This is a genomic window from Photorhabdus heterorhabditis (assembly GCF_001280945.1).
In the GTDB taxonomy this organism is placed as follows: domain Bacteria; phylum Pseudomonadota; class Gammaproteobacteria; order Enterobacterales; family Enterobacteriaceae; genus Photorhabdus; species Photorhabdus heterorhabditis.
Genome location: NZ_LJCS01000006.1, coordinates 30370 through 56267 on the forward strand (window position 1 = coordinate 30370; position 25898 = coordinate 56267).

Annotated in this window: 25 protein-coding genes and 2 pseudogenes; 8 read left to right on the forward strand and 19 right to left on the reverse strand. The window is 38.9% G+C overall.

Features of this window, described 5'->3' with window-relative positions; genetic code table 11:
* Positions 1-481: 481 nt before the first annotated feature.
* The 3 genes from AM629_RS03880 to AM629_RS03890 form a co-directional block, all read right to left on the reverse strand.
* Positions 482-2158 carry a TauD/TfdA family dioxygenase gene (locus AM629_RS03880; RefSeq protein WP_054476326.1) on the reverse strand — a complete coding sequence of 559 codons (1677 nt, stop codon included), beginning with the start codon at positions 2156-2158 and terminating at the stop codon, positions 482-484.
* Positions 2159-2237: 79 nt separating this feature from the next.
* Positions 2238-2876: a LysE family translocator gene (locus AM629_RS03885; RefSeq protein ID WP_054476328.1), complete on the reverse strand. Its 639-nt coding sequence runs from the start codon at positions 2874-2876 to the stop codon at positions 2238-2240.
* A 4-nt stretch (positions 2877-2880) separates the two neighbouring features.
* Complete coding sequence (locus AM629_RS03890) at positions 2881-3768, reverse strand: alanyl-tRNA editing protein (RefSeq protein WP_054476329.1); 888 nt, start codon at positions 3766-3768, stop codon at positions 2881-2883.
* A gap of 444 nt (positions 3769-4212) precedes the next feature.
* Between AM629_RS03890 and AM629_RS03895 the strand changes: the two genes are divergently transcribed.
* From AM629_RS03895 to AM629_RS03910, 4 genes are all read left to right on the forward strand, one after another.
* Positions 4213-4443: a hypothetical protein gene (locus AM629_RS03895; protein ID WP_054476330.1), complete on the forward strand. Its 231-nt coding sequence runs from the start codon at positions 4213-4215 to the stop codon at positions 4441-4443.
* Between the two features lie 485 nt (positions 4444-4928).
* A complete protein-coding gene (locus AM629_RS03900; protein WP_054476332.1) occupies positions 4929-5384 on the forward strand; it encodes a hypothetical protein in 456 nt (151 codons plus the stop codon).
* A gap of 56 nt (positions 5385-5440) precedes the next feature.
* Positions 5441-5749, forward strand: a complete 309-nt coding sequence (locus AM629_RS03905; protein WP_054476333.1) for a hypothetical protein — start codon at positions 5441-5443, stop codon at positions 5747-5749.
* Between the two features lie 28 nt (positions 5750-5777).
* Positions 5778-5957: a hypothetical protein gene (locus AM629_RS03910; RefSeq protein ID WP_054476334.1), complete on the forward strand. Its 180-nt coding sequence runs from the start codon at positions 5778-5780 to the stop codon at positions 5955-5957.
* A 38-nt stretch (positions 5958-5995) separates the two neighbouring features.
* Here the strand turns inward: AM629_RS03910 and AM629_RS21835 are convergent.
* From AM629_RS21835 to gntX, 7 genes and pseudogenes are all read right to left on the reverse strand, one after another.
* A pseudogene (locus tag AM629_RS21835) lies at positions 5996-6515 on the reverse strand (Hcp family type VI secretion system effector).
* Between the two features lie 333 nt (positions 6516-6848).
* Complete coding sequence (gene glpD / locus AM629_RS03915) at positions 6849-8351, reverse strand: glycerol-3-phosphate dehydrogenase (RefSeq protein WP_054476335.1); 1503 nt, start codon at positions 8349-8351, stop codon at positions 6849-6851.
* Between the two features lie 361 nt (positions 8352-8712).
* Positions 8713-9471, reverse strand: a complete 759-nt coding sequence (locus AM629_RS03920; RefSeq protein WP_054476336.1) for a DeoR/GlpR family transcriptional regulator — start codon at positions 9469-9471, stop codon at positions 8713-8715.
* A gap of 16 nt (positions 9472-9487) precedes the next feature.
* A complete protein-coding gene (gene glpG / locus AM629_RS03925) occupies positions 9488-10336 on the reverse strand; it encodes a rhomboid family intramembrane serine protease GlpG (protein ID WP_054476337.1) in 849 nt (282 codons plus the stop codon).
* Between the two features lie 10 nt (positions 10337-10346).
* Entirely contained in the window at positions 10347-10682 is a 336-nt protein-coding gene (gene glpE / locus AM629_RS03930; protein WP_054476338.1) for a thiosulfate sulfurtransferase GlpE, read from the reverse strand.
* Between the two features lie 345 nt (positions 10683-11027).
* The gene (nfuA, locus tag AM629_RS03935) at positions 11028-11603 is read right to left on the reverse strand and encodes a Fe-S biogenesis protein NfuA (protein WP_054476339.1); all 576 of its coding nucleotides are present in this window, start codon (positions 11601-11603) and stop codon (positions 11028-11030) included.
* A gap of 59 nt (positions 11604-11662) precedes the next feature.
* A complete protein-coding gene (gene gntX / locus AM629_RS03940) occupies positions 11663-12346 on the reverse strand; it encodes a DNA utilization protein GntX (protein WP_054476341.1) in 684 nt (227 codons plus the stop codon).
* Positions 12347-12385: 39 nt separating this feature from the next.
* Here gntX and AM629_RS23225 point away from each other — a divergent pair.
* A pseudogene (locus tag AM629_RS23225) lies at positions 12386-12514 on the forward strand (pimeloyl-ACP methyl ester esterase BioH); the annotation flags it as partial.
* A gap of 459 nt (positions 12515-12973) precedes the next feature.
* On the forward strand, positions 12974-14173 hold the full coding sequence (gene tyrS / locus AM629_RS03945) for a tyrosine--tRNA ligase (protein ID WP_054476342.1): 1200 nt from the start codon (positions 12974-12976) through the stop codon (positions 14171-14173).
* 10 nt (positions 14174-14183) lie between these two features.
* Here the strand turns inward: tyrS and AM629_RS03950 are convergent, their stop codons facing one another.
* From AM629_RS03950 to AM629_RS03970, 5 genes are all read right to left on the reverse strand, one after another.
* Positions 14184-14981: a TylF/MycF/NovP-related O-methyltransferase gene (locus tag AM629_RS03950; protein WP_054476343.1), complete on the reverse strand. Its 798-nt coding sequence runs from the start codon at positions 14979-14981 to the stop codon at positions 14184-14186.
* Positions 14982-14983: 2 nt separating this feature from the next.
* Positions 14984-16636: a B12-binding domain-containing radical SAM protein gene (locus AM629_RS03955; RefSeq protein WP_054476344.1), complete on the reverse strand. Its 1653-nt coding sequence runs from the start codon at positions 16634-16636 to the stop codon at positions 14984-14986.
* A 10-nt stretch (positions 16637-16646) separates the two neighbouring features.
* Positions 16647-17630: a phytanoyl-CoA dioxygenase family protein gene (locus tag AM629_RS03960; protein ID WP_054476345.1), complete on the reverse strand. Its 984-nt coding sequence runs from the start codon at positions 17628-17630 to the stop codon at positions 16647-16649.
* 50 nt (positions 17631-17680) lie between these two features.
* Positions 17681-18565, reverse strand: a complete 885-nt coding sequence (locus AM629_RS03965) for a phytanoyl-CoA dioxygenase family protein (RefSeq protein WP_054476347.1) — start codon at positions 18563-18565, stop codon at positions 17681-17683.
* A gap of 128 nt (positions 18566-18693) precedes the next feature.
* Positions 18694-19335 (reverse strand): hypothetical protein, encoded by a 642-nt coding sequence (locus tag AM629_RS03970; protein ID WP_054476348.1) that lies wholly within the window; start codon positions 19333-19335, stop codon positions 18694-18696.
* Between the two features lie 778 nt (positions 19336-20113).
* Here AM629_RS03970 and AM629_RS21840 point away from each other — a divergent pair.
* A complete protein-coding gene (locus tag AM629_RS21840; protein ID WP_072161801.1) occupies positions 20114-21334 on the forward strand; it encodes an MFS transporter in 1221 nt (406 codons plus the stop codon).
* 58 nt (positions 21335-21392) lie between these two features.
* Here the strand turns inward: AM629_RS21840 and AM629_RS21845 are convergent, their stop codons facing one another.
* Positions 21393-21677 (reverse strand): hypothetical protein, encoded by a 285-nt coding sequence (locus AM629_RS21845; protein WP_200905750.1) that lies wholly within the window; start codon positions 21675-21677, stop codon positions 21393-21395.
* Here AM629_RS21845 and bioH point away from each other — a divergent pair.
* A complete protein-coding gene (bioH, locus tag AM629_RS03985) occupies positions 21677-22450 on the forward strand; it encodes a pimeloyl-ACP methyl ester esterase BioH (RefSeq protein ID WP_054476354.1) in 774 nt (257 codons plus the stop codon). The genes AM629_RS21845 and bioH overlap by 1 nt on opposite strands.
* A gap of 38 nt (positions 22451-22488) precedes the next feature.
* Here bioH and AM629_RS03990 read toward each other — a convergent pair whose 3' ends face one another.
* The 3 genes from AM629_RS03990 to feoA form a co-directional block, all read right to left on the reverse strand.
* Positions 22489-22728 (reverse strand): FeoC-like transcriptional regulator, encoded by a 240-nt coding sequence (locus AM629_RS03990; RefSeq protein WP_054476356.1) that lies wholly within the window; start codon positions 22726-22728, stop codon positions 22489-22491.
* 9 nt (positions 22729-22737) lie between these two features.
* Positions 22738-25050, reverse strand: coding sequence for a Fe(2+) transporter permease subunit FeoB (gene feoB, locus AM629_RS03995; protein WP_054476358.1), 2313 nt, complete (start codon positions 25048-25050; stop codon positions 22738-22740).
* A 63-nt stretch (positions 25051-25113) separates the two neighbouring features.
* Positions 25114-25338 carry a ferrous iron transporter A gene (gene feoA / locus AM629_RS04000; RefSeq protein ID WP_054476360.1) on the reverse strand — a complete coding sequence of 75 codons (225 nt, stop codon included), beginning with the start codon at positions 25336-25338 and terminating at the stop codon, positions 25114-25116.
* Positions 25339-25898: the final 560 nt, after the last annotated feature.

Here is a 25898-nt window from a genome sequence, read left to right on the forward strand (position 1 = left end):
TTAAGCATTCTATTAAATCGTTCAGCAAAGAATCTCAGGCAACGCCAAACCATTGCTTGATAAGCAATCCTTGATGATAGCATTTCTGTAAACACCAAGTCATCCCAATCAAGGATATACTGTCAGAATTCTATCGCAGGATTGATATCTTATTACCAGGGATTTGGTAAGGATGAAAAAAATATAATAAGGGTGTTTTCTTATATGGTTAAAAAGGAAATATTTTCTATGGTAGAAAAATAGATTGGTGTATTCAACTTACTATAAATAAGATTACAAAATAGTGCTACATCTTATACCACTCATAATTCTATATATAACAATGGGTTGAAGAAGGCTATGTGTAGCATAATTACGAAACGTTATTTATAAATCCAAGTGTTTTTATTGTTTTTATTATTATATTATTAACGTTAAATCAGATATATATCATAAGAAATAATTATAAAACATCCATCCTTGGTTGTATATAGTTATTCCATCAAACAATAAACCTTGTGTTAATTATCCTTGATTGTTCTAATATATCAGAACTTGCGGGAGTAATGTTGTTTAGTACACAGGTTCGCAATAGCCATCTATCTTTACCATCATAACGGGGAATGAATTCTGTTCGTCCATGAACACACCGGTTATTATTAATAATAAGCAAATCCCCCTTTTCTAAAGTAACCCAGACCTTATTTTCATTAGCTAATTTCTTCAGTTTATCCAGTAATATTTCAGCTTCAGAATTGATACCTTGCATTAAATCCAGATCGTATATCATATATGGGTCGTTAGGATCGCCATGAAAAATAGGAGTAATCGGGCCATTACCTCTCTTTCCATTGGGACTGCCGTATGAATAATCTATTCCTGTAATAAAAATGGGTTTAAAAAGTAATTTATATTCATTCAGTGATAAGTATGGGATCATCATTCGTGCACTTGCTATAAAAGTTTTGGCGGTTTTGTCGTGATCTTGACGTAAGCAATATAATAATACGTAATCACACATATGTGGATGAAAAGCAATTTCTGTGTGAAAATCTAATTCTTTCCTGGAGCTGGCAGAGGAAAGTAATGTTTCTTTTCCAGGGTGAGGAACAAGATTTTGAAAAACATTGCCCTGTTTCTCTTGGATATAACTTACAGCATAGCCAAGAAATTCAGCAATCATTGCTAGCCACATTTCTCCAAAGAAATTTCCTTTGTCAGGATAATCCAATGAATCTAATGGTGTTGATGGTAAGTAATTTCCTGGATTAATTCCTTTTAAGAGTAATACACCATATTGATTGGAGTGGTTTTTAAATTCATATAATTTCTGGATTATATCCTGATTTAAATACGTTATTCTTTTATAACTTTCTGATAAAAATGAATTTAGATTTTCATAGGGGTTGGATAATGGATTTTTATATATTCCTTCTTTAATAAGCTTGTCATGGTCTATATTGAGTATATAATCTCCTTTTAATTTTTCTAAATCTTTAACGAAATACTCTTCTGGAAATTTAGATGGTACTTCCGAGAAATTTACTCCAGGATTAAAGGTAATTTTATAGTTTAATAGATTACATACAGATGAAAAAAATGATTTCAAAAACTTCTCATTATCATTTTCTGAAAAATATCTTGATGAAAAAGAGTTTATGATTCCTAAGAAGTAAAGATAATGCCCATTAACTTCCTTTTTTACTCCTATGGCGTGGTTGTCGAATGTCAAATAAGTATGCCAATCTTTATAATGTGTGAATTTTGTTGTCAAATAACCATGAAGAAGATGAGATTCACCTTCAAAATTCACTGTGATATTTCCATCTAGTCTACTTAAATAGTTTTCTTTTCTATCGGGAAACTCCAGATATGACATTTTTAGATCTTTATTATTAGTTATTTCTATTCCATTAATATTATGACTGTATAATGGGAAGATAATAGAAATTTTTGGCCATTCAATATCATGTTCTATAGATTCTTTATTTGTTGTGATGAATATATCTATATCACTTTTTCTCTTATTAGAAGACAAGAATGAATCTGAATCACATACAGAAAAACCATGATATTTTAGAAAGTTAATGATATTAAAAAAAGCGCTTTTAATTGTCCGATGATTTGAGCTGTTAATATAAGAATCATCATATACTATAGATAATATTTTGCCTTTCATTGAATTACCCTCACTTAAATAGGTATTTGCCAACAATAATATATTGGCGTATACAGAAACATAGTGGTATTTGAAAAAATTAACTAATAATCATCCCGACAAACATTGCCACACCGAATAATAACAATGATGAACTAGTTATAGATTCAACAATTAATTGAGCGTTTTTATTAAATAAAACAGACTGTATATAAGATAATCCATTAACAAATACTGCCCACCAAAGTACACCAATCAATATATCTATTAATCCCAGGATAATAACTTGATTTAAGGCCGGGCGTGATGGATCAATAAATTGAGGAAGAATACTTATAAAAAAAATAGCCACTTTGGGATTAAAGATATTGGCTAAAAGCCCGGTAATAAATAGATTGCTATTTTTCTGTGTTATATTTGTGATTTGATTTTCAATGACTTGGTTTTTTCTACTGTTAAAAGCATCTTTTAATCCAATATAACCTAAATATATTAAATATAAAGCACCGAGGGTTTGTAATATATTAAATGCAGTTTTTGATGTTGCCAGAATTAAAGTTGCGCCTAATGACCCTAGGATCAAATGAAAAACAAGACCTGCTTGTACACCAATTGCCGTTATTAGCCCATTTTTTCTGCATTTAAATGTCCCTTTACTGATAATAGCCCAGTCTGGGCCTGGTGTTATATAGGATAAAACAACCAGAAGAAGATAAAAATAAAGTAGGTCGAGATTCATGACTTTATACTCTGCAATAAGTCGTTATTTGAATAAAATCAGCAGATTCACCGATTTTTATTTCAACATTTACATCTTTGACTTCATTAATATTATTTATATGTGTGCCTCCGCATGGGATAGTGACCACCGTGGAGTCAATTGCAGATTTCCATAATCTGGTATCATTAATATCTTTTGATTTATATTCAATGTTTATTTCCGCACCCTGAGATAACCAATTATTGAGTGTGTTATTAACTTCTCTATCAATTTTATCCAGATTTTCAATTAATATATTTTTATCAAATCCTTTCTTTCTGAGTGATTTACCAAATCGATAAATATCAACGGATCGAAGCTCTGTAATAGAAGATTGGTAAATGGCGGCTTTATCTAAATTATAGTTTCCCAAATCATCGGTATCGTACACTTTGGACCATATATGATGTGTTGCTTTATTTAAAGCAAGGGACATAAAGTGGGCCATCGAGTGTGCAGCACTTACCCTATATCTTGTTTCATCGTTCACAGATAGAGTTACCGTTTGCCCTATAAGATCTCTTTCAGAAATTCCGTGTAAATCAGGTAAGTAGTGTGCTGGCATAATTTTATCTGGCGACGTTGCTTGTTTCGTTATTTCTTGATCTATATATACATGACCATCAATAAGACCCGCGGTGTAAACTTTTGTCACAGCAAGCTCTTTATCGCCTATTGAAATTATTCCATTATCATGTAGCTGGTCTGGCCATTTATAGTTCTTTGGGTAGAATGGACTATCTTGGGTTATCAAAATGGTGCCACTTTCGTACTTCATAACCTCGATAATGTTGGATTCTAACATCAGGGTTCCCAGCATAAATGAAGCTTCTGCTTTTAAGAGTTCATTAATATTCATATCAGTAGCCATGTAACATCTCGCTAGTTATAGTTTTCTGATACCTATTATTACAGGGTATTTTGTTAATGTAATTCTTGCCAAAACAGGACTAAATCTTATTGTTATTTTATTTTTAGCTTAAACCTCTATTATCCAAAGATGATGATTTTTTTTGCTAATCAAGATGTCATGTAATCTTATATCATATTACTATTCGTTTTAAACGTTATAGGTAATCTTTCTTGCTGACTACCAGAATTGGATAAATAAGATCAATATGTGTATAGTCAACTTATTTATAGGATACTTAGAGCATTGTTGCAAGTGGAAAAGTTGGAATGTTTTTATGTTTTACCTACATAGTCAATAACGATTTTAAGAGTAAAATCTGTTTTTTTAACTGTCGCGATAATTTTTTATTTTAAAAATAAATAGTTAAGCTGATAAAGTATATGGGGCAGGGGGAAATAAAGTATGGTTGCTATGGTAGGAATTAATATACATCTTCTGGAAGAAACGATTAGAAAACTTGAAATTGTAGAGGAATGTTCTCCTGATAAGTCACATGCTGTACAGCTCCGAAGAGCAATAGATACTTATCTTGATGTTAATATTCCAGAACAGAATAGTAGCGTTTTTGGTTTATGGGGGGATAAAAAGTTGGATGGATTGGAACATCAAGGTAAGTTACGCGAAGAATGGTAATGATTGCTATGAAGTCTCTATTCGATACTAATATATTGATTATTTAAATGAATATGAACAAGCTAACATTTGGGCAACGGGTTAGCAAAATGGGTGGTTATTGATTACTAGAAACCTTAAAGATAATGCTGGTGTTATTCTATCTTACGAAGGATGAACTCATAGAATAAACTGTAAGCCAATAAGATTGTGGATGACTTAAAGGAATACGGGCCTGCTTGCTCGTAGCGTAATTATGTTGCGCTTACTATCCATGTGAAACTGTGACATCTATACCCTTCATCCTTCAAGTTGCTGCTTTGTTGGTTGCTTTCACTTACCCCAGTCACATCGTTATCTATGCTCCTAGGGATGCGTTCACTTGCCGCCGCGTTGCAAATTGAAATCTATTGGGTATATTGCCTTTTTCTATTGACATATTAGTTATATTAATGAAAATGTCTATGTTGCAATGACAATTCTATTGGTGTCTAAGGGGTTATATTATGGATTATCTATCATACAAAAAACAGGCTGATCATGTTATAGCAGAGAACATAGATAATGTAACAAGAAAATCTGCTCCAATTGTATATTCAACCATGGAGGATATTTATTTAGGTTTAGTTAGATTGAGAAATTCTCAAGCTTTTTTATATAAAGATATTTATGGTAAGCAGATATCTAATGAAGACGAAAGAATGATTGACGCAGCTATTAAAGCAATTTTTAAAAAAGGTGATGTCATTTATGATATTGTGTCTACAATCATAAATACAATGTATGATTTGATTCCTGAGAGAACACAAAGAATTATATCTGAGAAATTTAATTTAATAGTAGCTACATATGGAGTTCAAACAGCAACGAAGATTAGTATAGCGACCGCAGTAACAAGTTTATACCTGTTATCTTTCAAGTTGCCTCTTTGTTGGCTGCACTCACTCACCCCAGTCACATAGTTATCTATGCTCCCGGGGATTCGCTCCCTTGCCGTCGTGATGCATCTTGAAATCTATTGGGTATAATATCGATTAAGATAAATGCCGTTCCATCTGTAAAAGCAAAAATAGCAACCTTTTTAAACATATCAATAAACTCTCTTGCTATTTATGGAATTTTTGAAAAGGCAGCTAGATCTGCGCGGAAATTAAAAATAGAATCGCCTGTGACATATTTATCTTTAAGGAAAAAAGGATTAGAAATGCTTTATTTCTTGGTTGAACCATACATGGCGAAGTTAATAAATATTTATAGAAAAAACATCATGACCTTACAAGATGAAAAGTTGCTTTTAGATGAAATAGAGAGATTAATTTATCTTTAACTTAACATGAGATAATTGGTGGATAAAAATGGAATTAATTAAGTCTTTTGTAATAGATCTTGTTGGAGTTTTCATAACATTTGCTCTTTGTTTAGCATGGTTTATAATTACCCCTGAAGGATTTGGTATTATCGGAGGAATAATTATTCTGATAGCATCATATTTCATTACAATAAAAGTAAAGAAAAAACTGTTGAAGTTAGAATAACTTCAACAATAATGTACAGGCTCTTAATTGATAAGGTGTTAGTACACTCTATCGTCCCATATGCTGTAGCCTGAGGTTCCGGCTATGTGATGCTTCCATGTTATGCTTCCATGTTATGCTTCCATGTTATGCTTCCATGTTATGCTTTTATATGCTAAAGAAATAGTTTCAAATGGTATTGCATTTGAACTGTCTATACTGTGAGGATAATTGGCAGATATATCAACAATAGAGGCATCTCTTAACTCTATGGTATAGAATTTTTCCATAACACCAGAAGAGTTAATTCTATAAAAATCAAAAAAAGCATTTAAAATCTCATTATTAGAAATAGCTATGCCAAGTAGAGGGGATGATTTATCTATTATTTTTATAAAATCTACCGGGTGATGTTCAGAATTTTGTTCTCTAGTTAAACTATGAACAAAAGATAAAACTTGAATTTCATCCTCATGTCCAATTTGATACCTATTTCCTATAGAGTCAGATGTTGAACATCCTGATGATATTAACCCTTGTTTACCTACCAGTTAATTTTAAGTAAATAGAAAAACTCATATAAACGCCCTATATCCATCTCATAACAATTAATAGAAGTGTCTATATCATCTCCATAATATAAAAGAATCAAAAGTATTGTTTATATAAGAATCTTAACATGTTCGTGGACAATTGCTCCAACGAGGAAGCATAAGATAATATTTTACACTGAATATATATAATATTTGGCCAATTTATGTGTCAATCTGGAAATAGGAAAGATTGGTATAACGTTGGAGGGCGAAATCGGATATGAATTCTACGCAATAAGAACCGCGAGAATGTTTTTAACGTTCTCGCGGTAGTCGCGTTTTCTAAACGGGAAGAGCAATGATTTTTTGTGAAGAAAAATCAAATCTCAGTGTGTGGTTTTGCATTCTCTGCTAGCCATACTGTAATCCGCTGTTTCTGCTCTTCATTCAGCCACATACCTAATTTGGTACGGCGCCAGATGGCATCATCCAGTTCAACAGCCCACTCGTTGTCGAGCAGATAACGAAGTTCAGCTTCATACAAGCCCTGGCCGAAGGACTCACCGAGATCTGTTAGATTGTTAGCACTTTGCAGAATCAGTTCACTGTTGCTGCCATAAGTGCGTGCATAGCGCACGGCAACGCCTTCCGGTAACCAGTTGTAGCGTTTACGCAGTAAGCGAGCATAACCGTCACGGTCACAGCCTTCTAAATTGCCGCCCGGTAACTGACCATTTTTAGTCCAGGCTTTTTTGGCATCGGGGTAATATTGAACCAGCTTATCCATTGCGTGTTCTGCCAGCTTACGGTAAGTGGTCAGCTTACCGCCGAATATAGATAGCAATGGGGCTTTACCCTGCTCATCATGAATATCGAGTGTGTAGTCACGGGTAATCGCCTGAGGTGAATCAGACTCGTCATCACACAGTGGGCGGACGCCAGAATAGGTCCAAACGATATCTTCACGGCTAAGCTGTTTCTTAAAATGATCGTTATAGACTTTCAGCAGATAGTTAATCTCTTGATCGTCTATCTTCACTTCTTTTGGATCGCCTTTATATTCCACATCGGTTGTACCAATAATGGAGAATTCATCCATCCAGGGAATAACAAAGACGATACGATGATCTTCGTTTTGCAGAATATAAGCTTGTGGCTCATCATGCACTCTTGGTACCACAATATGGCTACCTTTGATCAGGCGAATACCATAAGGCGATTTCAGTTTTAGGCTATCGTCAAAGAATTCTTTAACCCAAGGGCCGGTGGCATTAACCAGACCTTTTGCCCGCCAGGTATAAGTTTTACCTGTACGGAGATCTTCGGCTTCAACCATCCAGCCGTCATGTTCGCGCCAGGCGCGGGTAACTTTTGTTCGTGTACGGACTTCACCGCCGTGTTTTTTCACTTCCTGAGCGTTAAGGACCACTAAACGAGCATCATCAACCCAGCAGTCAGAGTATTCAAAGCCACGGACCAATTCTGGTTTCAACACGGAATGAGCACCGAATTTCAGCCCTTTACTGCTTGGTAGGCTGACTCGTTTACCCAAATTGTCATAAAGGAACAGACCAATGCGGATCATCCATGCTGGGCGCAGGTGTGGCTGATGCGGTAGACGAAAGCGCATTGGAAAAGCGATATGTGGTGCGAGATTTAATAAAACTTCACGTTCTGCCAGCGCTTCGCTGACCAGACGAAATTCATAATGTTCCAGATAGCGCAGGCCACCGTGGATCAGTTTTGAACTGGCGGATGAAGTAGCTTTAGCTAAGTCTTGTGCTTCCAGCAGCAGAACGGAGAGTCCCCGGCCAGCGGCGTCAGCCGCGATACCAGCGCCGTTGATCCCGCCGCCGATAACAATCAAGTCTTTAGTTTCCATTCATCCCCCTAAATGTTCGAAACAGTTCTTTAATGTTCGTTTTCGCTCGCAATTGTAATCAGAAATTTGCCAATAGCCAACCATTAACTGAGAAAAAACACATTTGCGTGATATCGGTGGCAAATATTATCGTACCCATATAATTGACATGGTATTAATTAGGAGATTCTATACCTGTTATCTTTCAAGTTGCCTCTTTGTTGGCGGCACTCACTCCGGTCACCTAGTTATCTATGCTCCCGGGGATTCGTTCCCTTGCCGTCGCGATGCACCTTGAAATCCATAAGGTATAGAGATGGAATTATGAGGAATTGCAAGAGCATACTGGGGATAGCCCTATCCCCAGTAGAGAAAAAAATAATTAGCAGAGTTCGAGTTGAACGTTATGTTGCTCAATCACTTTCTGGATGCTTGCAGGAGGCATTTGATCGGTAAACAAGCAATCAATGAGGTCCATATTACCCAGATTAACCATGGCATTACGGCCAAATTTAGAATGGTCAGTTACCAGCATAACGCAACGGGAATTTTCGATAATTGCGCGTTTGATGCGTACTTCATGGTAATCAAATTCCAATAGTGCACCATCCATATCAATGCCACTAATACCCAGAATGCCGTAATCGAGCCGAAACTGGGAGATAAAATCCAGTGTGGCTTCGCCGATAATTCCACCGTCACGAGTGCGAACCTCACCACCCGCAAGGATTAAACGAAAATCTTCTTTTGCCATCAACAGGGTCGCGACGTTGAGATTGTTAGTCACAATCCGCAGATCTTTATGATTTAACAGTGCGTGAGCGACGGCTTCTGGTGTCGTGCCGATATCAATAAACAGTGTTGCACCATCCGGGATCTGGCTGGCGACACGCTGGGCAATACGTGCTTTCTCTTTTGACCACATGATTTTGCGATCATGATAAGCAGTATTAACTGAACTTGATGGCAATGCGGCACCGCCGTGATGCCGCTGTATTTTATTTTTGTCTGCCAGATCATTCAGGTCACGGCGAATAGTCTGGGGGCTGACATTAAAGTGTTCAACCAACTCTTCAGTACTGACATAGCCCTGAATACGTACCCGCTCAACAATTGCATCATGCCGTTGAGTTTGCTTCACGATAGTCCCCTAATTCTTAAAAATGCTGATTATTATTTTTGAATGTATAGCGGTTATCCCACAACGCCATCAGTAAGCCGATGGTTAAACCTGAGAAATGGGCTGCGTTGGCAATGGAGAGTCCAAACGTATCGAAGTAGCCAACAATCAGCCAGAGGATCGAAAAAGCCATCAAACCACGAGGAACGCCAATGCCGCGTTCGGGGGCTCGTTCACCGGTTAACCAAACATAACCAATTAAGGCGTAAACAACACCTGAAAGGCCACCAAAATGAGAGCCGCTGAATAATGATTGTCCCCAGCCACTGAAAACGGCAGAAACAATAGTGATAACAAACAGTTTTCCTGTACCGAGGCGCTTTTCTGTTTGCCCGCCAAGATACCACCACCACATCAGATTGAATATGATATGCAGTAGTGAGAAATGCAGCAAACCGTGAGTGACCCAACGCCACAGCTCCATATGTTGGCTGTTGTCAGGCCAGGCTAGCCAGGACATCACCTGATAATCCCCGGCGAATTGCATCCAGAGATAAACGGCGATATTCAGGATTAGAACTGTGATCGTTAACGGGCCAGCCTGACGGCTCAAATAATGCCAGTTCAGATTATTCTGGTATTGCAGTGAGTGGCTGACTTTGCCCGATTGCCAACTGGCGGTCTGATAACGTTCGTTTAGTGGATCACGGGTAAATTTCTCCAGCTCTTGCTGAACCAGTGCGAGTTTAGTGTCATCTTCTAGCCACAGTTCTACATGGCGCTCATCGTGACCCGGACGCATAGTCAGGTATACCTGATGGGTTGCCATATAATCGATAAAGCCTTGCGCCAGACGCGGGTTTGAAATAGTGATTACGTGGATCATAGGATGTGTGTTATGCCGGATTACGTAAGGAGTTAACAGCGTGAGGATAGTTTTTCAGCCAGACCTCAAAGCCGCCATTAATGCTGTAAACGGTTTCGAAACCCAGGTTCAGTAAGTATTGAGCAGCACTTTGGCTGCTGTGGCCGTGGTAACACATAACCATCACAGGCTGCTCGAAATTGGCCTGTAGCATAAATTCATTTAATGTTTCATTGGTTAAATGAAAAGCCCCACATGCATGACCGGCTTGGAAACTCTGTGGATCGCGGATATCCACCATAATGGCGGATTTATCCTGCCAGTGTTGATAAGCTTGCTCGGGACTGAGTGTTTGAAAATGTTCCATATATTCTGAGTTGCTCTTAGAATTTGGAGGCTATACCTGTTATCTTTCAAGTTGCCTGTTTGTTGGCTGCTCTCACTCACCCCGGTCACAGAGTTATCTATACCCTTCATCTTTCAAGCTGCTGCTTTGTTGGCTGCGTTCACTTACCCCAGTCACATCGTTATCTATGCTCCTGGGGATGCGTTCTCTTGCCGCCGCACTGCAACTTGAAATCTATTGGGTATATGCTCCCGGGGATTCGTTCCCTTGCCGTCGCGATGCATCTTGAAATCTATTGGGTATATACCAATGGTTATTATCGTAATGATGTTTTCCCGACGGTTACCCGAGCGGGAAAATCAGTTGTCAGTAATAAGAGTGTTCACCGCGCTGATGTTCGGTTAAGTCTTTCACTCCTTTTAGTTCAGGGAACATATTCAACAACTCTTTTTCGATCCCCTCTTTCAGGGTGACATCGACCATTGAACAGCCATTACAACCACCGCCGAATTGCAGGATAGCGAAACCTTCATCGGTGATTTCCATCAGGCTGACACGACCACCGTGACCCGCTAGCTGTGGGTTAATTTGTGACTGCAAAACATATTCCACGCGTTCTACAAGGGGGGAATCATCAGAAACCTTGCGCATTTTGGCGTTAGGCGCTTTCAGTGTTAGCTGAGAACCTAGCTGATCAGTGACAAAATCAATTTCTGCTTCTTCAAGGAACGGTGCGCTCAGTTCATCAACGTATGCTGACAAATTTTCAAATTTCAGTTCAGTATCTGTTGCTTCAACTGCATCCGGCGGGCAGTAAGACACGCCACACTCAGCGGTAGGTGTACCCGGATTGATAACAAATACGCGGATTTGCGTGCCGGGTTCTTGGTTTGCCAATAATTTGGCAAAATGGGCTTGCGCTGCTTCAGTAATATTAATCATGTCATTTGCTCAATAGTTGACTGCTATAGTTGGTTATAATACGCCCATTCTCATATTGACTACAAGGTTCGGCAAATCGCCCAGACCTGTACTGAACGGGCGCCAGCACGAATTAACAAACGGGAAATTTCAGTTATCGTCGCACCAGTGGTAATAACATCATCAAGTATGGCGACATGTTGTCCTGCAACTGGGCCACAAAGCTGAAATGCTTTCCTGAGATTGGTTTTACGTTGTGCCGCTGATAAATTTCTTTGTGGTAGTGTAGCACGCGTGCGTTGCAGAATGCTTTGCTGATAGTCGCATTGTAGCCATTCTGATAATGGCTTTGCCATTAATTTGCCTTGATCAAATCCCCGTTTCCAGCGTCTGTGCCGATGCAGTGGCACACTGAGCAGAATATTGGGTTTACACCATCGTCCATCACGATAGCCCTGTTGCCAGTGCAGCAGAAACAGACGCGCCAAAACTGACGCAAGTTGTGGGGTACTGTGATATTTATAGCGGCGAATCAGGCGGCTTAAGGGAGGGCGATAATCGGTAATCGCTATCATATTTTCCCACAAAGGTGGTTTTTTGATGCAGCGCCCACAAGGTAATGAAGTTAACTCTGAGGGCAGGGCACAGCATGGGCACATGTTTGTCAGACGTTTCAGCTGTTTGCTGCAAAAACTGCATATTCCGTGATGTGGAAACCAAAGAGACTGATGGCATAGCCAACAGTACCCAACCATTGTTAGCATAGGTTTTTTCCTTGATGGCAAATAAAGTTGAGAATAACAATGGCTGATCTGTTTTGGCAGGTTTCTGATAAAGGTTCGCGTGATCTTGTGCTGCTGCACGGCTGGGGGTTGAATGCGGAAGTTTGGCGTTCCATTGAAATGCGATGCGCTCCGCATTTTTGTTTGCATCACCAAAAACGGTAATCGATACTTACGATATATTCTGGGTCATGGTGCCAGAGTAGTCATGCAACGAAGAGCTTTACGAAATGATGCTATGGGTGACCAGCTGCAAGCGGATTTCAGGTAAATAAGTCTTTTGTTTTATAAGGGATCTTTTTCAGTACAATTAACTTCAGTTGATAAGCTAACCGGTTATTCGGCTTTGCAAAAACCTAAAACTGTCGAAGCTCCTTAATCTGTTGATCGGATGAGGATATAAGGTGAAGGGGATTGTTCGTCTCTGATAGAGGTAGTTACATCTGTTATCTAATTAAAAGACAAACGACATATTTTTGCGTACTACATCTCCGTTAATGCAATAAGATCAGAATGAATCACTATTTACTTGACAATAGAGATTGTTATAAACATGGTATAAAGTTGTTTTATCCATCATTAATAAACATAATTATTTAGGTTAACTATATGAAAGAAAATATTGATAAATTGCTTTCAAACATCGCAATTATGGAGCCACAGGCAGGATTACAGGATAAACTTACTCTTGCAAGACAAGAAAATAGAAAACTGACAATAAAATTAGGCTTTGATCCGACTGCACCTGATTTACATTTGGGGCATTCGGTTGTATTACAAAAGCTTAAAGATTTTCAGGATGAAGGACATCGGATTGTTGTTATCATTGGGGATTTTACGGCTGGAATTGGTGACCCGACAGGGAGAAATAAGCTTCGTCCTCCACTAACACCTGAACAAATTAATAAAAATAGTCAGACTTATATAAATCAGCTTGCAAAGGTTATAAATATCGAAAATATTGAAATAAGGAAAAACTCAGAATGGTTTAACAATATGCCATTCAGTAATGTCATAAAGTTAATCTCTAAAATTACTCTTGCACAAATCATGCACCGAGATGATTTCAAGACCCGATTTGAATCAAAAGCACCAGTCCATTTGCATGAGATTATTTACCCGATTCTGCAGGGATATGACTCAGTTATGATTAATGCTGATGTCGAGCTTGGTGGAACAGATCAGTTATTTAATAACTTAGTAGGGAGAACACTTCAAGAAGCCTATGATAAAAAAGGACAAATAGTAATAACAATGCCATTATTAGAAGGGCTGGATGGCATTGAAAAAATGAGTAAGTCAAAAAATAATTATATTGGGTTAACCGATAATGCAAATGATATGTATGGCAAAGTAATGTCAATTCCTGACAGTGTCATTATCAATTATTTGACACTTGCTACAGACATGGAGCCAGAAAAACAATCTGCAATAGTCAGTCAACTAGAGCAGGGCCTTAACCCCATGAAGGTCAAAAAAGATATCGCTTATAATATTGTTAAAAGATATCACGATGACATATCTGCAAAGGAAGCGGCTGAGCATTTTGAGCGTGTAGTACAAAAGCGGACACCTGAAGAGGCTGATCATGATGTATTGATTTTACCAAAAGGCTCTAATATGACACTGCTGGATCTTTGTTCAGTAGCCCTGCCAACGATAAGCCGTTCTGAACTAAGGCGGCTAATTCGTTCAGGAGCTGTTCGTGTTGATAAAAGTAAAGAAGATGATGAAATTAAAAATATTGAGGTTATCCCGGGCACGCTTATATGGATAGGTAAACGATATAAATTCCGTATTGGCAGTTGAAGGAGTATTATTAAAGTAGTGGTAAAAAAGGTGTATCAGGTTTTGTTATTTTTATTAGTTTCTTTTTCCTGATACCCACTACTGTGGGTGGTTGAGTGCCTATTTCATTGCGCCAGAAATTCACATCCTCAAAAACATCAAGAACAAGTGGTAAATGGCCGTCTTGCGAATAAAGACTACCACCTGGTGTTAACCATGGATACAGATATTTGAGACAGTCGCGAGTTGATTTTTGAAGATCGACATCCAAATAAATCGCAGCTATTGGCCGTGACCAATTAACCAAGGATGTTTCAAACCACCCTTTAATAAATGTACATGAACTGATATTACCATATTTTATAATATTATTTTTTACTTCCTGAAAAGAACCTGCGAAATCACCTTCCCTAAACACCGCTTCCCTTCCTTCAATACTAATGCCATGAACTTCATTATGAAACGGAAGACCCATAAAAGAATCACAAACAACAAGTTCTCTGCCTGCTAATTTAGCCGCTAGGCTGAACTTGGCTGTACTTGAGCCTTTATAACTTCCTGCTTCCACGATACACCCCTCTCGTGATGATGGTATTGATAATATTTCTTTGATAAAAGTAAATATATCTTCTGTGCTGTGTGGGCTGATGATTTTTTTTGAAATCAAATAGTGACTGTTAACAAGGCTTTGTTTATCCAATTCGGATAAACTTAATGATTTGTCTTCCATGAAGTCTTGAATAACATAGTAGTGTGGATCTTTCCCTTCATTTATTAATTTTTGTATCATCTCGGGGAAAAAGGGGATAATTTCTTTTTCTGGTTTCATAATTATCTAGCCTCAACTAATTCAGAAAGGACACTATAATACGGATAGTCTGCATCTATTTTCTGGAGTAACTGAACAGTTCTCTCTTGTACTGAGGCCAACGTTGCGCTTTCTGCTAATTCTTCCGCTTTCAGCTTCTGCAGTGAACACCATGAAAGCGCTTCATTTAGCCTATTATTTGAGGTATATTTTATTATCCTATTAATATATTCTTTCCTTAAGAAAAATTCACAATTAATAAGGGTATAAAGTTCATTTAACTCTTCCTTAGATATAGCTTCAGCTACAGTAGGTAAACCATATGGGGCAGAAGTTCCAAATATCTCAGGACGTGGTCTAATATTCATTTCCGTCCCATCGTTACCTAAATCTTGCAGCAAAGGTATCCGCCTCAAGGCTCTGCGGTATTCAACAGTACCTATATCTGGTGTTAGTATTGCTGTGGCTAGGAAATATATAGGTAAAGCTAAAACTCGATCTAAATCAGCTAAGATGCTTTCAACTGTGTCATGAGGCGCGCCAATGATGTATCCGCATATAACTCCGATACCTGAGCCATTTAATGCATTTACCGCATTTATATTCATTTCTACGGTGGTCGCTTTGTTGTAATAATTTAGGCTTCTCTGGTCTAACGATTCAACCCCTAAAAAGACTTTTCTGCATCCAGCATCGTACATTCGGCGAGCAAGTTCTGGTGTCATTACTTCTGACCTTGCATTGCAAGTCCATGCAATATTAAACTCTAAAAGCAAATCAAGAAGTTCATGTAAATTTTCATGTTGAAGTAGATCGTCATCATGAAACTGAATTGAGTCATGACCGAATGTTAAAAGGTGTGCAATATCTCCTGCAATTAACTCAATTGGCCGGGAAACTAGTTTCCCGTGTATAAGATATGTTGAACAAAACGTACAGCGAGCTCGGCAGCTTTGTGTACAAATATAAATTTGTTGTGATTCTCCTACCGCTTTCCACCATCTCTCCCGGGACTGCCCAGCGAAGCTAGTATTACTCTGTATTAGTTCATAGGAAAAGGCTGGTGACGGAATATCCTCAAGAGATTTATCAAATACGACTTCTCCCATTTGAACTCTACCATCCAACATGAAACACAAACCACGTGCTTCGTTCCCCACGCCAAATTCAGGATGTAGAAACAGCCTAAGAACATGCCTTAGAGCATCTCCTCCTTCACCTCTTGCTACAAGATGTACGAAATCAATTTTAGGGGCTACGGTTGGGTGTGCCCCACCAACCATGATGCAGACTTCTTCGGGGTTAAGATTGGACAGCATATTCTTTGTCCTTTCAAATGCTAGTGAATACAGGCTGACCAATACAAATCTCGCTTTTACTGGCCTTAACCAATCGCTTATGGCTTTTACCAGCTCAATGTCATCTGTAAAATTATCCTCATCGAAATATTGTATTTCAGGTTGGAAAGGTATATGCCCACGTTCAAAGTCCACTTGAGCGGAACGAGCCAGATTAAGCAATCCTAGCGAAGCATATCTAGCGGCATATTCATCCTGCCTTTTGTCAGTTGCTCCTAGTTGCGTCGTACGGAAGCCATGATGAACAAGAGCAAGCCGTGGGGAGCCGCAATCGATTGAAAACGTACCAGAGTCTCGAAGTAGAGAGAGATCTAACATTAGTTTCTCCTCATGCGCATAAAGGGCTGGGATCATTTTTATCCCAACGATCGAATTTTGGATGAGGTTGCCCAGCTAAGGTTTGTCTTGCAAAGTGCCATGATTCGACCCAAACCTCATAATCAGATAATTCTTTCTCAGGGTGAGATTTACTTCTCGCAATGAAACCAGGAAACCATCGTCGACCTGTCGGTTGACCAGTAGGACAATATCGCAGATCAAGGCTCCACCTTCCGTGCATGCTGATATTGGATAAAGATGCATGTATCATAAGTGGATGAAGGAGCACCATGTCGCCTGGTTTCGCTGGAATAGGACGTATGTTTGCGCCTATTAGTGAATCGGGAATTCCTTGTAAAACAGGGGTATCACAATGATGCACAAGCCCTTTGGTGTGGCTTCCGGGTATCACAACCAAGCAACCATTTTTTTCGGTTGCTTCATTCAGGGGTAACCAGACACTCAACATATCTGTATTATCAGCGTCTTCGGTCACAACTGCTAAATCCTGATGCCAAAAGGTTTTTCCCGTTAATGTAAGTGTGTGACTTTGAGTTTCATCTGTAATTTGTGCTTCGGGTGGTTTAATGCGCATGTGTTGTACGGGAACTGAATAGATTTCAGATCCAATAATATTTTCTACTACGTCAAGAATTGTCTGGTTTCTCAAGAGATTGAATATTGCCTCTCCTAAATGTACCGGAGAGTCCTCCTTAATTTCGGCTTCCACCGGAAGCGTAATATCAAGTTCCTGAAAACAGTTTCCATCAGTTTGTTTCATTAACTGTAAAAGCCGATTTTCTTCGGGTGTATTTTTATCATAACTTGTAATAACTCCTTGTCCCAGCCATTGACTGGCAAGCTTATTTGCAAGCTCACCGTATTCTTTTATAACTGGTAAAAGATCCGTAACTGGATTAAGAACATTACGTATAACAACATAACCATCATTTTTGTACTGATCGATAATATTTGCATATTGATTACTAAGCATTTTTCATCTCCCAAATAAAATAAATTGTAGAGTGGAAACTTTAATGAGAATCACTCCTTTAGTTTCAAAATTTTGCTTGAAACCTCCTGAAGCTCATAGAGGGATTTAGGTATATTTTTTGGTGTGTAAATAGCAGGAGAGGGGCCACCGAAGCGGGCGTATGTGGCAGGATTACCATGAAGATGATGAACATATGACTCCATGGATACTAGCTGGCTCCCTGTATATATAGGGAAAGCATCAGCTGCTCTGTATTCAAAAATCAACGTTTTTCTTGGTTGCTCTGAAACATTAGGAGCCGAACGGTGAGGAGTAAAAGGATGTAAAAATATTGTACTTCCTGCTTTAGCTGCTAACGTAACAGGATGACCATAATTTTCTTCATCTATTTCTTCTGTAATCATCCCGGCAAAAGAGCCATCAGGAAGTGAATGATCGAAAGACCGCGTATGTTGACGTGGCAAAACTTCCAGGCAGCCATTTTCGGAAGTAGCATCATCCAGATAAATAAGTACACCAACAAGATCGTCATTAGTATGTGGGAAATAGGTGAAATCCTGATGCCATTCTACAGCAGAGCCGACTTTTCGTGGCTTCATGTTAAGTTTACTATGTTGCAGGGCTATATCCTGGCCTATCAAAGATATAACATGCCCGAGAATTTGTTCTGAAGTGGCAATTCGTCTGAACTGCTCATGTAACTCAAAGGGATTAAACAATCTTCTTGGCAGCCAGAGACTATCAACTTGAGTATTTTCGTATTCAATAATTTGGGGGGCTGTTTCATTATTTTCGGCATCTTTGATGATATTTTGAATGGTCTCGTCCAAGATTCTCAAATCTTCCCCGCTAATAAGAGAAGGAATAAGAAGAAACCCCTCTTCTTTATATTTCTTTATTAGTCCAGGTTCTAATTTATTTATATCAGAACACATTTTTCTTTCCATATATAAAATAGTTGTTAAGAAAATAACAGATGGAAAATTATATTCAGGCCGAACTGTGGATACGTAAAAACTGGAGCTGCAAGAAAAACAGCACCAGATATGAGCATTATGATGAATTATATCAGTGTCATCCCGAGAGTAAGTGTCACACTCCTGATAAATTCCGTGGTAACACCACGTCGACCTTCCAGATCGATAACTGAGCTTGTGCCATATTTTGGGCAAAGTTCATAAAGCAGGTCTGGGGAAATATTTGCGCCTAAGGCTTTCAGAACAGCCGCAGCGGTTTCAGGCTTGAAATTCATACGTGCAGCATGTCCCGGCAGAGCTGCACGGATTTTCTGGAAGGTGTCCTGATTCTCGTTCAGAAGGGATTGTAGATTAAAATCATCTACATGGGAAAGAGCATTATCAAAATCTGTTACACCCCTTAGAGCCAGCAAGCTGACATCTAAGACATGATAAGTTGCGATAAAAGAAGGGCCGACTTGAGACTGTATTTTTGCATATTGTAATGTTTTGAGTTCATTGTGGATCTTCTCAGCAATATCTGGTGAAAATTCTAACGCTAGTGCAATATTTTCTAGTTCTTCCGCAGACAGGGCAAACATCACTCCTTCCCAAGAATCTGTGAGTTCCATTGCTTTAGCTCTGATAACATCTGCATTGTCTGATATACGACACAGCTCATTCTGACTTACCATTGCTGAACTGATGATATGGTTTGTACTGATAGTTTTAGCATGAACGTTTTCCATAATTTTCTCCTAAATGACATGATCACAATGCGGAATATTTCAATATGAAAATACGGGTACAACATATAACGCTACAACTTGTATAAAATGATTCAATGCTTTCGGTATAATGCGGTTTAAAGCATAAAAAACCGGTACAGGTTGTGATTAATCAATAAAAATATATAGATCACAGGAACCGCATACCACACATTCTAATAACAATATTCTTATAGAAGATCAATTCAATTTTTTATAAGATTTATTCGCATTGTCGGAGCTTGATGTCATTTATAATTATTTGTTTTTAAATATCAGTAATTTAATAATGAAATTGTAATTTTGACTAAAAGTGCTATTTATGAAAACCACATAATAATCCATTTTCATATAAAACATTTAAAAAAATAACAGTAATCGTGATAATTTCTTGATGTATATGTCTAAAAAAACAATACTAAAAATGAGTTAATTAATATTATTATTCGTTTAATTAACTTTTCTTCCGAATGATTTTCTTTAGAAATGGCTTGCAGATTCTACAATCACAAGTAATACTTATCACTGGATTTTATCTTGTACGTTGTATTCGTATTGAAAGGATATCAGCTGACGGTAGTCGGAAAGTAATGGAGGGTGATTGTTTTTTTTCGTTTATTTTAAGGGTCTTCGGCGATCTTGCCAAGAATTAATGACGGATTTATATGTTGTTTTAGAAATTATTTATGGTGTTCATAATGACAAAAATATATAGATCGTTATACGAAAATAAACACTAAGGGAGAATTTAATCAATATCATGAATTATAATATTAGTTTATTGCATATATTTAAAAACGAAAGAACAGTATCTTTTTTTCTCCTTTCATCATTATTATTAACGATTGGTCGAGGTGCATCACTCCCTTATTTAGCTATATATTTATCTGTAGAACTTAATTTTAGCCCTGTCATTATTGGATATATTATATCTTCATCTATGATATTTGGAATAATAACCAGCTTAATTGGAGGCATACTTGCTGACAATAAGAAATTCAAATTTCCTATTATATCCTCACTTTTGACTTTTTTATTCTGTTTTTTAATTTTTCCATATTTTAAAAGCATTATCCTTGTTTCTTTTCTTCTCTCTCTTGTGAACTTAGCTTACTCATTATTTGAGGTGCTATTAAAGAGTTATTTCTCTGATTATTTACCACAAAGTATTAAGATAAGATTATTTTCTTTAAACTACACGATCATTAACATAGGGTGGTCAGTTGGTCCACTAATTGGTGCATTACTTTCAGGTTATAATCATAGTTTCCCTTTCATATTGTCTGGTCTTACTGCATTGCTTCCGATGATATTTATTATAATCTACTATTCTTCCTGTTTTCATTCCTTACCTATATTATCGCAGAGTAATAATATATTACTAACAGATACCCTCAGTAATATAAAGTCTTTAAAGAATTATTTGCTTTTTCTGATAACGATTTCATCAGTACTCGGGTCTTTTGTATATGGTAGTACCATTAATTACTTATCTCAATATTTAATTGTTTATACAAATAAGGAGTTTTCATATACAGCTATTGCTGCAATGATGGTAACAAATGCTATGGTTGTTATAGGATTTCAATATCATGTTGGAAAGTATATTAAAGATGGTTATATCGGAAGATGGCTGACGGGAGGAGCAATTTTTTTTATCCTCGGTATTTTTGGATTTATTTATTCTGAACAGAACTTGATTTATTGGATAATTGCAATATTTTCTTTCTCGTTGGGAGAAATTATTTTTATCCCTGTCCTTTACTCGCTTACTGACAGTATAGCACCTGAAGGATTAAGGGGACATTACTTTGCAATACAGAACCTAGGTAGTTTAGGTGCAGCTGTCAGTCCTGTTATGATGGGATATTTAATTTCATATTATAAATCCCCTTATATTTTTCTCATTCTTATCGTTGCAATTTCCTTTTCTTATTTTATCCTTCTAGTTGTAAAACATGCCTATATAAAAAAATGGTAGTTATTTTTCATTTTACACTTTCTTTGACTTAAATCTTTTAACCTATCTCTGGTGATATTTATAGCGGCGAATCAGGCGGCTTAAGGGAGGGCGATAATCGGTAATCGCTATCATATTTTCCCACAAAGGTGGTTTTTTGATGCAGCGCCCACAAGGTAATGAAGTTAACTCTGAGGGCAGGGCACAGCATGGGCACATGTTTGTCAGACGTTTCAGCTGCTTGCTGCAAAAACTGCATATTCCGTGATGTGGAAACCAAAGAGACTGATGGCATAGCCAACAGTACCCAACCATTGTTAGCATAGGTTTTTTCCTTGATGGCAAATAAAGTTGAGAATAACAATGGCTGATCTGTTTTGGCAGGTTTCTGATAAAGGTTCGCGTGATCTTGTGCTGCTGCACGGCTGGGGGTTGAATGCGGAAGTTTGGCGTTCCATTGAAATGCGATGCGCTCCGCATTTTTGTTTGCATCTGGTGGATTTGCCGGGCTATGGCCGCAGCCAGAAGTATGGCCCGATGAGCCTCGCGGATATGGCGGATGAAGTTTGGCGACATGCCCCTGAAAATGCGCTGTGGTTGGGGTGGTCATTGGGAGGACTGGTTGCCAGTCGGATTGCGCTTGACCATCAGGATAAGGTTGCCGGATTAATTACCGTGGCTTCTTCACCACATTTCAGTGCAGAAGGTGACTGGCCGGGGATTAAGCCTGAAGTTTTGAGCAATTTCGAACATCAGTTGAGTGAAGATTTCCAGCGTACTGTCGAGCGTTTCCTTGCTTTACAGACGATGGGTACAGATAGTGCCCGTCAGGATGCGAGACTACTGAAATCCGTTGTGCTGGCACAGCCGATGCCTTCTGTTGAAGTACTGAATATTGGTTTGGAAATTTTACGTACTGAAGATTTAAGGGAGCCATTGGCTGAGCTTACCATTCCATTCCTGCGGATTTATGGCTATCTGGATGGTTTGGTGCCAAGAAAAATCCTCAACATTCTTGATGAAAAATGGCCGGGTTCAGTTTCTGCCATGATGCGCCATGCCGCTCATGCGCCTTTTATTTCTCATCCTGATGAATTTGTTGGGTTATTGGCTGATTTTGTTAGCAAGGTCAAGTGATGACTACCTCACATTGAATTGATTATTTTTTTAATTATTCAATGTCCTCCAGCGATCCGATAAACCGCCGTATCACATTTCTGTACCTCAGGGCATTGTTTGCAACTGCCACTCAGGCAGGCAGTTGCATTGATTTTTTCCAGTTTGCCCATTACTGTGAGCTGCTCAAGCATAGCTTCAATCATCGACAGTGAAGCAGATAGCTGGTGGCTCAACAGTTTGGCATCAGCCCGTCCATTCAGAGCGACTGCATCCCTTACTTGTAACAAGCTAATCATTCTCGGCTCCTAGTGGCAGTTTCCACTGGAGCAGTGGCAACGATTTCCAGTGTTGTTGTTCAGCTTCATCGTTACGCGGCTGCGTGCCCGACGTAGGAAGAAAAACACTAATACGTTAAATATGGCTATAGTAAGGATTGTGATTAGGCTGCTCTGTGAATGTTGTGAAAAAGTCACAATCTGATAGAACAGCGCTGAGCTTGAGTAAGCTACATTCAGTCCCCATAGAATAGAAAATGTCATCCAGCCGCGGCTAGTTTCGCGGGCGATAGCGCCCATCACAGAAACACAGGGAACATACAGTAGAACGAAGATTAAATAGCTGTAAGCGGAAATCGCAGAGCCGAATTTGGCACTCATTGTTCCCATAGAACCGCTATCCATATCACCGTCACCTTTACTGGCTTCGATTGGGTTAGAAAGGACGCTCAGAGTGAAGGTGTCTTTTAAACTATCCCAGGTTTCATCAACCGCATCTTTCAGTTCACCAAGTAGGTTGAAACCATCTGCGTCAAACGGTTCATTAGTAATATTTTCCGCGGTGTACAGGGTATTTAGTGTCCCAACAACCACTTCTTTTGCCATTGCGCCGGTTATCAGGCCCACGGTTGCCTGCCAGTTATCTGGGTGAACTCCGATTGGCTGTAATACCGGTGTAATGACTTTGCTGACCGAAGCCAGCGCGGATTCGTTGATGCTATCCACCGCTTGACCTGAAAAAGAAAAGCTGTTGAGTGCACCAATAAACATACTGGCGATAACGATCACTTTACCGGCACGGATAACAAAACCTTTCAGGCGTTGCCAGGTTTGCAGAAACAGGGTTTTCAGATGTGGAATATGGTAAACCGGAAGCTCCATAACGAATGGTGAAGCTTCACCACGCATAATGGTGCATTTCAGCATCAGGCCAGTCAGGATAGCAACCATAATTCCCAATATGTAAAGGGAGAAAACAACGGTGGCACCATTTTTACCGAAGAATGCAGCGGCGAATACAGCAAAGATTGCCAGCCGTGCACCACAGGACATAAATGGCGCCATCATGATTGTGATCAGACGTTCACGTGGTGCATCTAGTGTTCTCGCACCCATAATCGATGGGACGTTACAACCAAAGCCAACAATCAACGGGACAAAAGATTTACCGGGCAGTCCCAGCACTTGCATTAGGCGATCCATGACAAACGCCGCTCGTGCCATGTAACCAGAATCTTCAAGGAAAGAGAGGAATAGATACATCATGCCGATTTGTGGCACGAGTGGTAGCACTGTGTTAATACCGCCACCGATACCCTGTGCGAGGAAAACCGTCAGCCATTCAGGGAAGCTTAATGTATGACCAAGCCATTGAACGCCGTGAATGAAAATAGCAATAGAACCACCGTCGAAAATAGGCTGTAATGCACCACCGATATTAATTGCCAGCACGAACATTAAATACATAACAACCAGGAAAATTGGCACACCTAGCCAGCGGTTGAGGATGATTTTATCGATTGCCTGTGTGAGTTTGTTTGGCATGGCTTTTTGGGTGTCGATCACTGCCATACATAACGCGTTGATGCTTTGATAGCGAGCATCGGCAATGACCAGTTCCGGTTCTTCATGTTGCTGTTGTTGCAGGCGTTCTTTAGATTCAGCCAATATTGAAGTAGCAAGACCAGAACGTTCCAGGCTGTAAATATCTCCTTCAAGCATCTGGAGAGCTAACCAGCGGCGTTGTTGAGGATTAAAATTGTCTGAAATTGCACCAGATAGCTGGTCAACTTCCTGTAATAGGCTGTCAGGGTAGCGAATCAGTGGCTGCACTGAGTTCTGTTTATGATGATCTATCGCTTGTTTCAGCTCATTTAGCCCGGTGGCACGTGTTGACACCATTGGAATAACCGGGCAGCCAAGGCGTTGTTCTAGTTCGGCAATATCAATTTGGATATGTTGGTTTTTAGCAATATCTAGCATATTTAGTGCAATAATGCATGGAATGCCTAATTCCAGTAGTTGTAGTGTCAGGTAGAGATTTCTCTCAAGGTTAGAAGCATCGACTACGTTAATCAGTATGTCAGCATCACCGCCTAGAATATAGTGACAGGCTATTTGCTCATCTAGTGATGTCTGTTCGGAAATTGTGGTGAGAGAGTAGGTTCCTGGCAGGTCAACTAATTCGATTTTATGATCCGCCGTGATAAAACGGCCAGTTTTCTGTTCTACCGTGACGCCCGCCCAGTTGCCTACACGCTGGCGCGCGCCAGTGAGTTGGTTAAATAACGTTGTCTTGCCGGCATTGGGGTTACCGATTAAGCCAATGGTGAGTGCTTTCATGTTTTCGTTGCCAAATTAAGATTAGAAATAACAGTTTTGTGGTTTGTAATGGATTATTCAGTTTCACTGAGTGTTGTCTAATGTAAGAAATTCCAAGTCTTTTTTTCTCAGAATCAGACTGACTCTACGAGTCTCAATTTGTATCGGATCGCCTAAAGGAGCTAAGCGGACAACATGAAAAGAGGAACCGGGTAACATGCCTAGTGACAGCAATTTTTGCCGGTAAGCGGGGCTTATCTTTGGAGAAAAGCCAATGATTTTGTAACTATGGTCTGGAAGAAGTTGCATATAACCTTCCGCGATGTTTGCAAGTAAGAGTGATAATCGTGTTAATGAATAAAAAGTACGATTTTTATTCTATCCATATTAATTGTAAATGGAAATAATAACTAACATTGATTTCAATATTAGTTGCATTTTCATTATTGATTATTGAAGTCACCAAGGTTGAGATTGATAAGTGAATGTGGATTTCTTCTGGCTAAAAAGATATAAAGATGCCCTGCTCTGGCAGTACAGCACCCTTAATCGAAGGTGTTTTTGTCTTTCGATGTTTCAGTCTCTCAGCAGCGATATTTATGGTATCGTTTGTATTCCGATCCTCTTAAATCCAAAGGTAATTCATTGATTTTCTATATAATGCTAACTTCATAACATTTACCGGGTATTCTAAATGCTTGATTAGGAACTATATTAGCCCCTTCTGTGACTGCTCCCCGCCGTAAAGAGGGGGCCGCAAAAGTTATCCCTTATCAGTTAATATCTTGGTTCCCATTCCAAATTCAGAACTTCTATTATGACCACATTCCTACGACAACTGATGCCTTCCGTTCACACCGGGCGTCAGT

What these genes read in the sequence shown, in the direction of transcription:
- AM629_RS03890 (WP_054476329.1), bottom strand. Translation starts at nt 3,768, where the DNA reads ATGGCTACTGATATGAATATTAATGAACTCTTAAAAGCAGAAGCTTCA.
- AM629_RS03955 (WP_054476344.1), bottom strand. Translation starts at nt 16,636, where the DNA reads ATGTTAGATCTCTCTCTACTTCGAGACTCTGGTACGTTTTCAATCGAT.
- nfuA (WP_054476339.1), bottom strand. Translation starts at nt 11,603, where the DNA reads ATGATTAATATTACTGAAGCAGCGCAAGCCCATTTTGCCAAATTATTG.
- AM629_RS03900 (WP_054476332.1), top strand. Translation starts at nt 4,929, where the DNA reads ATGGATTATCTATCATACAAAAAACAGGCTGATCATGTTATAGCAGAG.
- AM629_RS03970 (WP_054476348.1), bottom strand. Translation starts at nt 19,335, where the DNA reads ATGGAAAACGTTCATGCTAAAACTATCAGTACAAACCATATCATCAGT.
- tyrS (WP_054476342.1), top strand. Translation starts at nt 12,974, where the DNA reads ATGAAAGAAAATATTGATAAATTGCTTTCAAACATCGCAATTATGGAG.
- AM629_RS03885 (WP_054476328.1), bottom strand. Translation starts at nt 2,876, where the DNA reads ATGAATCTCGACCTACTTTATTTTTATCTTCTTCTGGTTGTTTTATCC.
- AM629_RS03950 (WP_054476343.1), bottom strand. Translation starts at nt 14,981, where the DNA reads ATGAAACCAGAAAAAGAAATTATCCCCTTTTTCCCCGAGATGATACAA.
- AM629_RS03895 (WP_054476330.1), top strand. Translation starts at nt 4,213, where the DNA reads ATGGTTGCTATGGTAGGAATTAATATACATCTTCTGGAAGAAACGATT.
- bioH (WP_054476354.1), top strand. Translation starts at nt 21,677, where the DNA reads ATGGCTGATCTGTTTTGGCAGGTTTCTGATAAAGGTTCGCGTGATCTT.
- AM629_RS03965 (WP_054476347.1), bottom strand. Translation starts at nt 18,565, where the DNA reads ATGTGTTCTGATATAAATAAATTAGAACCTGGACTAATAAAGAAATAT.
- AM629_RS03990 (WP_054476356.1), bottom strand. Translation starts at nt 22,728, where the DNA reads ATGATTAGCTTGTTACAAGTAAGGGATGCAGTCGCTCTGAATGGACGG.
- AM629_RS03910 (WP_054476334.1), top strand. Translation starts at nt 5,778, where the DNA reads ATGGAATTAATTAAGTCTTTTGTAATAGATCTTGTTGGAGTTTTCATA.
- feoA (WP_054476360.1), bottom strand. Translation starts at nt 25,338, where the DNA reads ATGCAACTTCTTCCAGACCATAGTTACAAAATCATTGGCTTTTCTCCA.
- feoB (WP_054476358.1), bottom strand. Translation starts at nt 25,050, where the DNA reads ATGAAAGCACTCACCATTGGCTTAATCGGTAACCCCAATGCCGGCAAG.
- glpE (WP_054476338.1), bottom strand. Translation starts at nt 10,682, where the DNA reads ATGGAACATTTTCAAACACTCAGTCCCGAGCAAGCTTATCAACACTGG.
- glpG (WP_054476337.1), bottom strand. Translation starts at nt 10,336, where the DNA reads ATGATCCACGTAATCACTATTTCAAACCCGCGTCTGGCGCAAGGCTTT.
- AM629_RS03960 (WP_054476345.1), bottom strand. Translation starts at nt 17,630, where the DNA reads ATGCTTAGTAATCAATATGCAAATATTATCGATCAGTACAAAAATGAT.
- AM629_RS03880 (WP_054476326.1), bottom strand. Translation starts at nt 2,158, where the DNA reads ATGAAAGGCAAAATATTATCTATAGTATATGATGATTCTTATATTAAC.
- glpD (WP_054476335.1), bottom strand. Translation starts at nt 8,351, where the DNA reads ATGGAAACTAAAGACTTGATTGTTATCGGCGGCGGGATCAACGGCGCT.
- AM629_RS21840 (WP_072161801.1), top strand. Translation starts at nt 20,114, where the DNA reads ATGAATTATAATATTAGTTTATTGCATATATTTAAAAACGAAAGAACA.
- gntX (WP_054476341.1), bottom strand. Translation starts at nt 12,346, where the DNA reads ATGCTAACAATGGTTGGGTACTGTTGGCTATGCCATCAGTCTCTTTGG.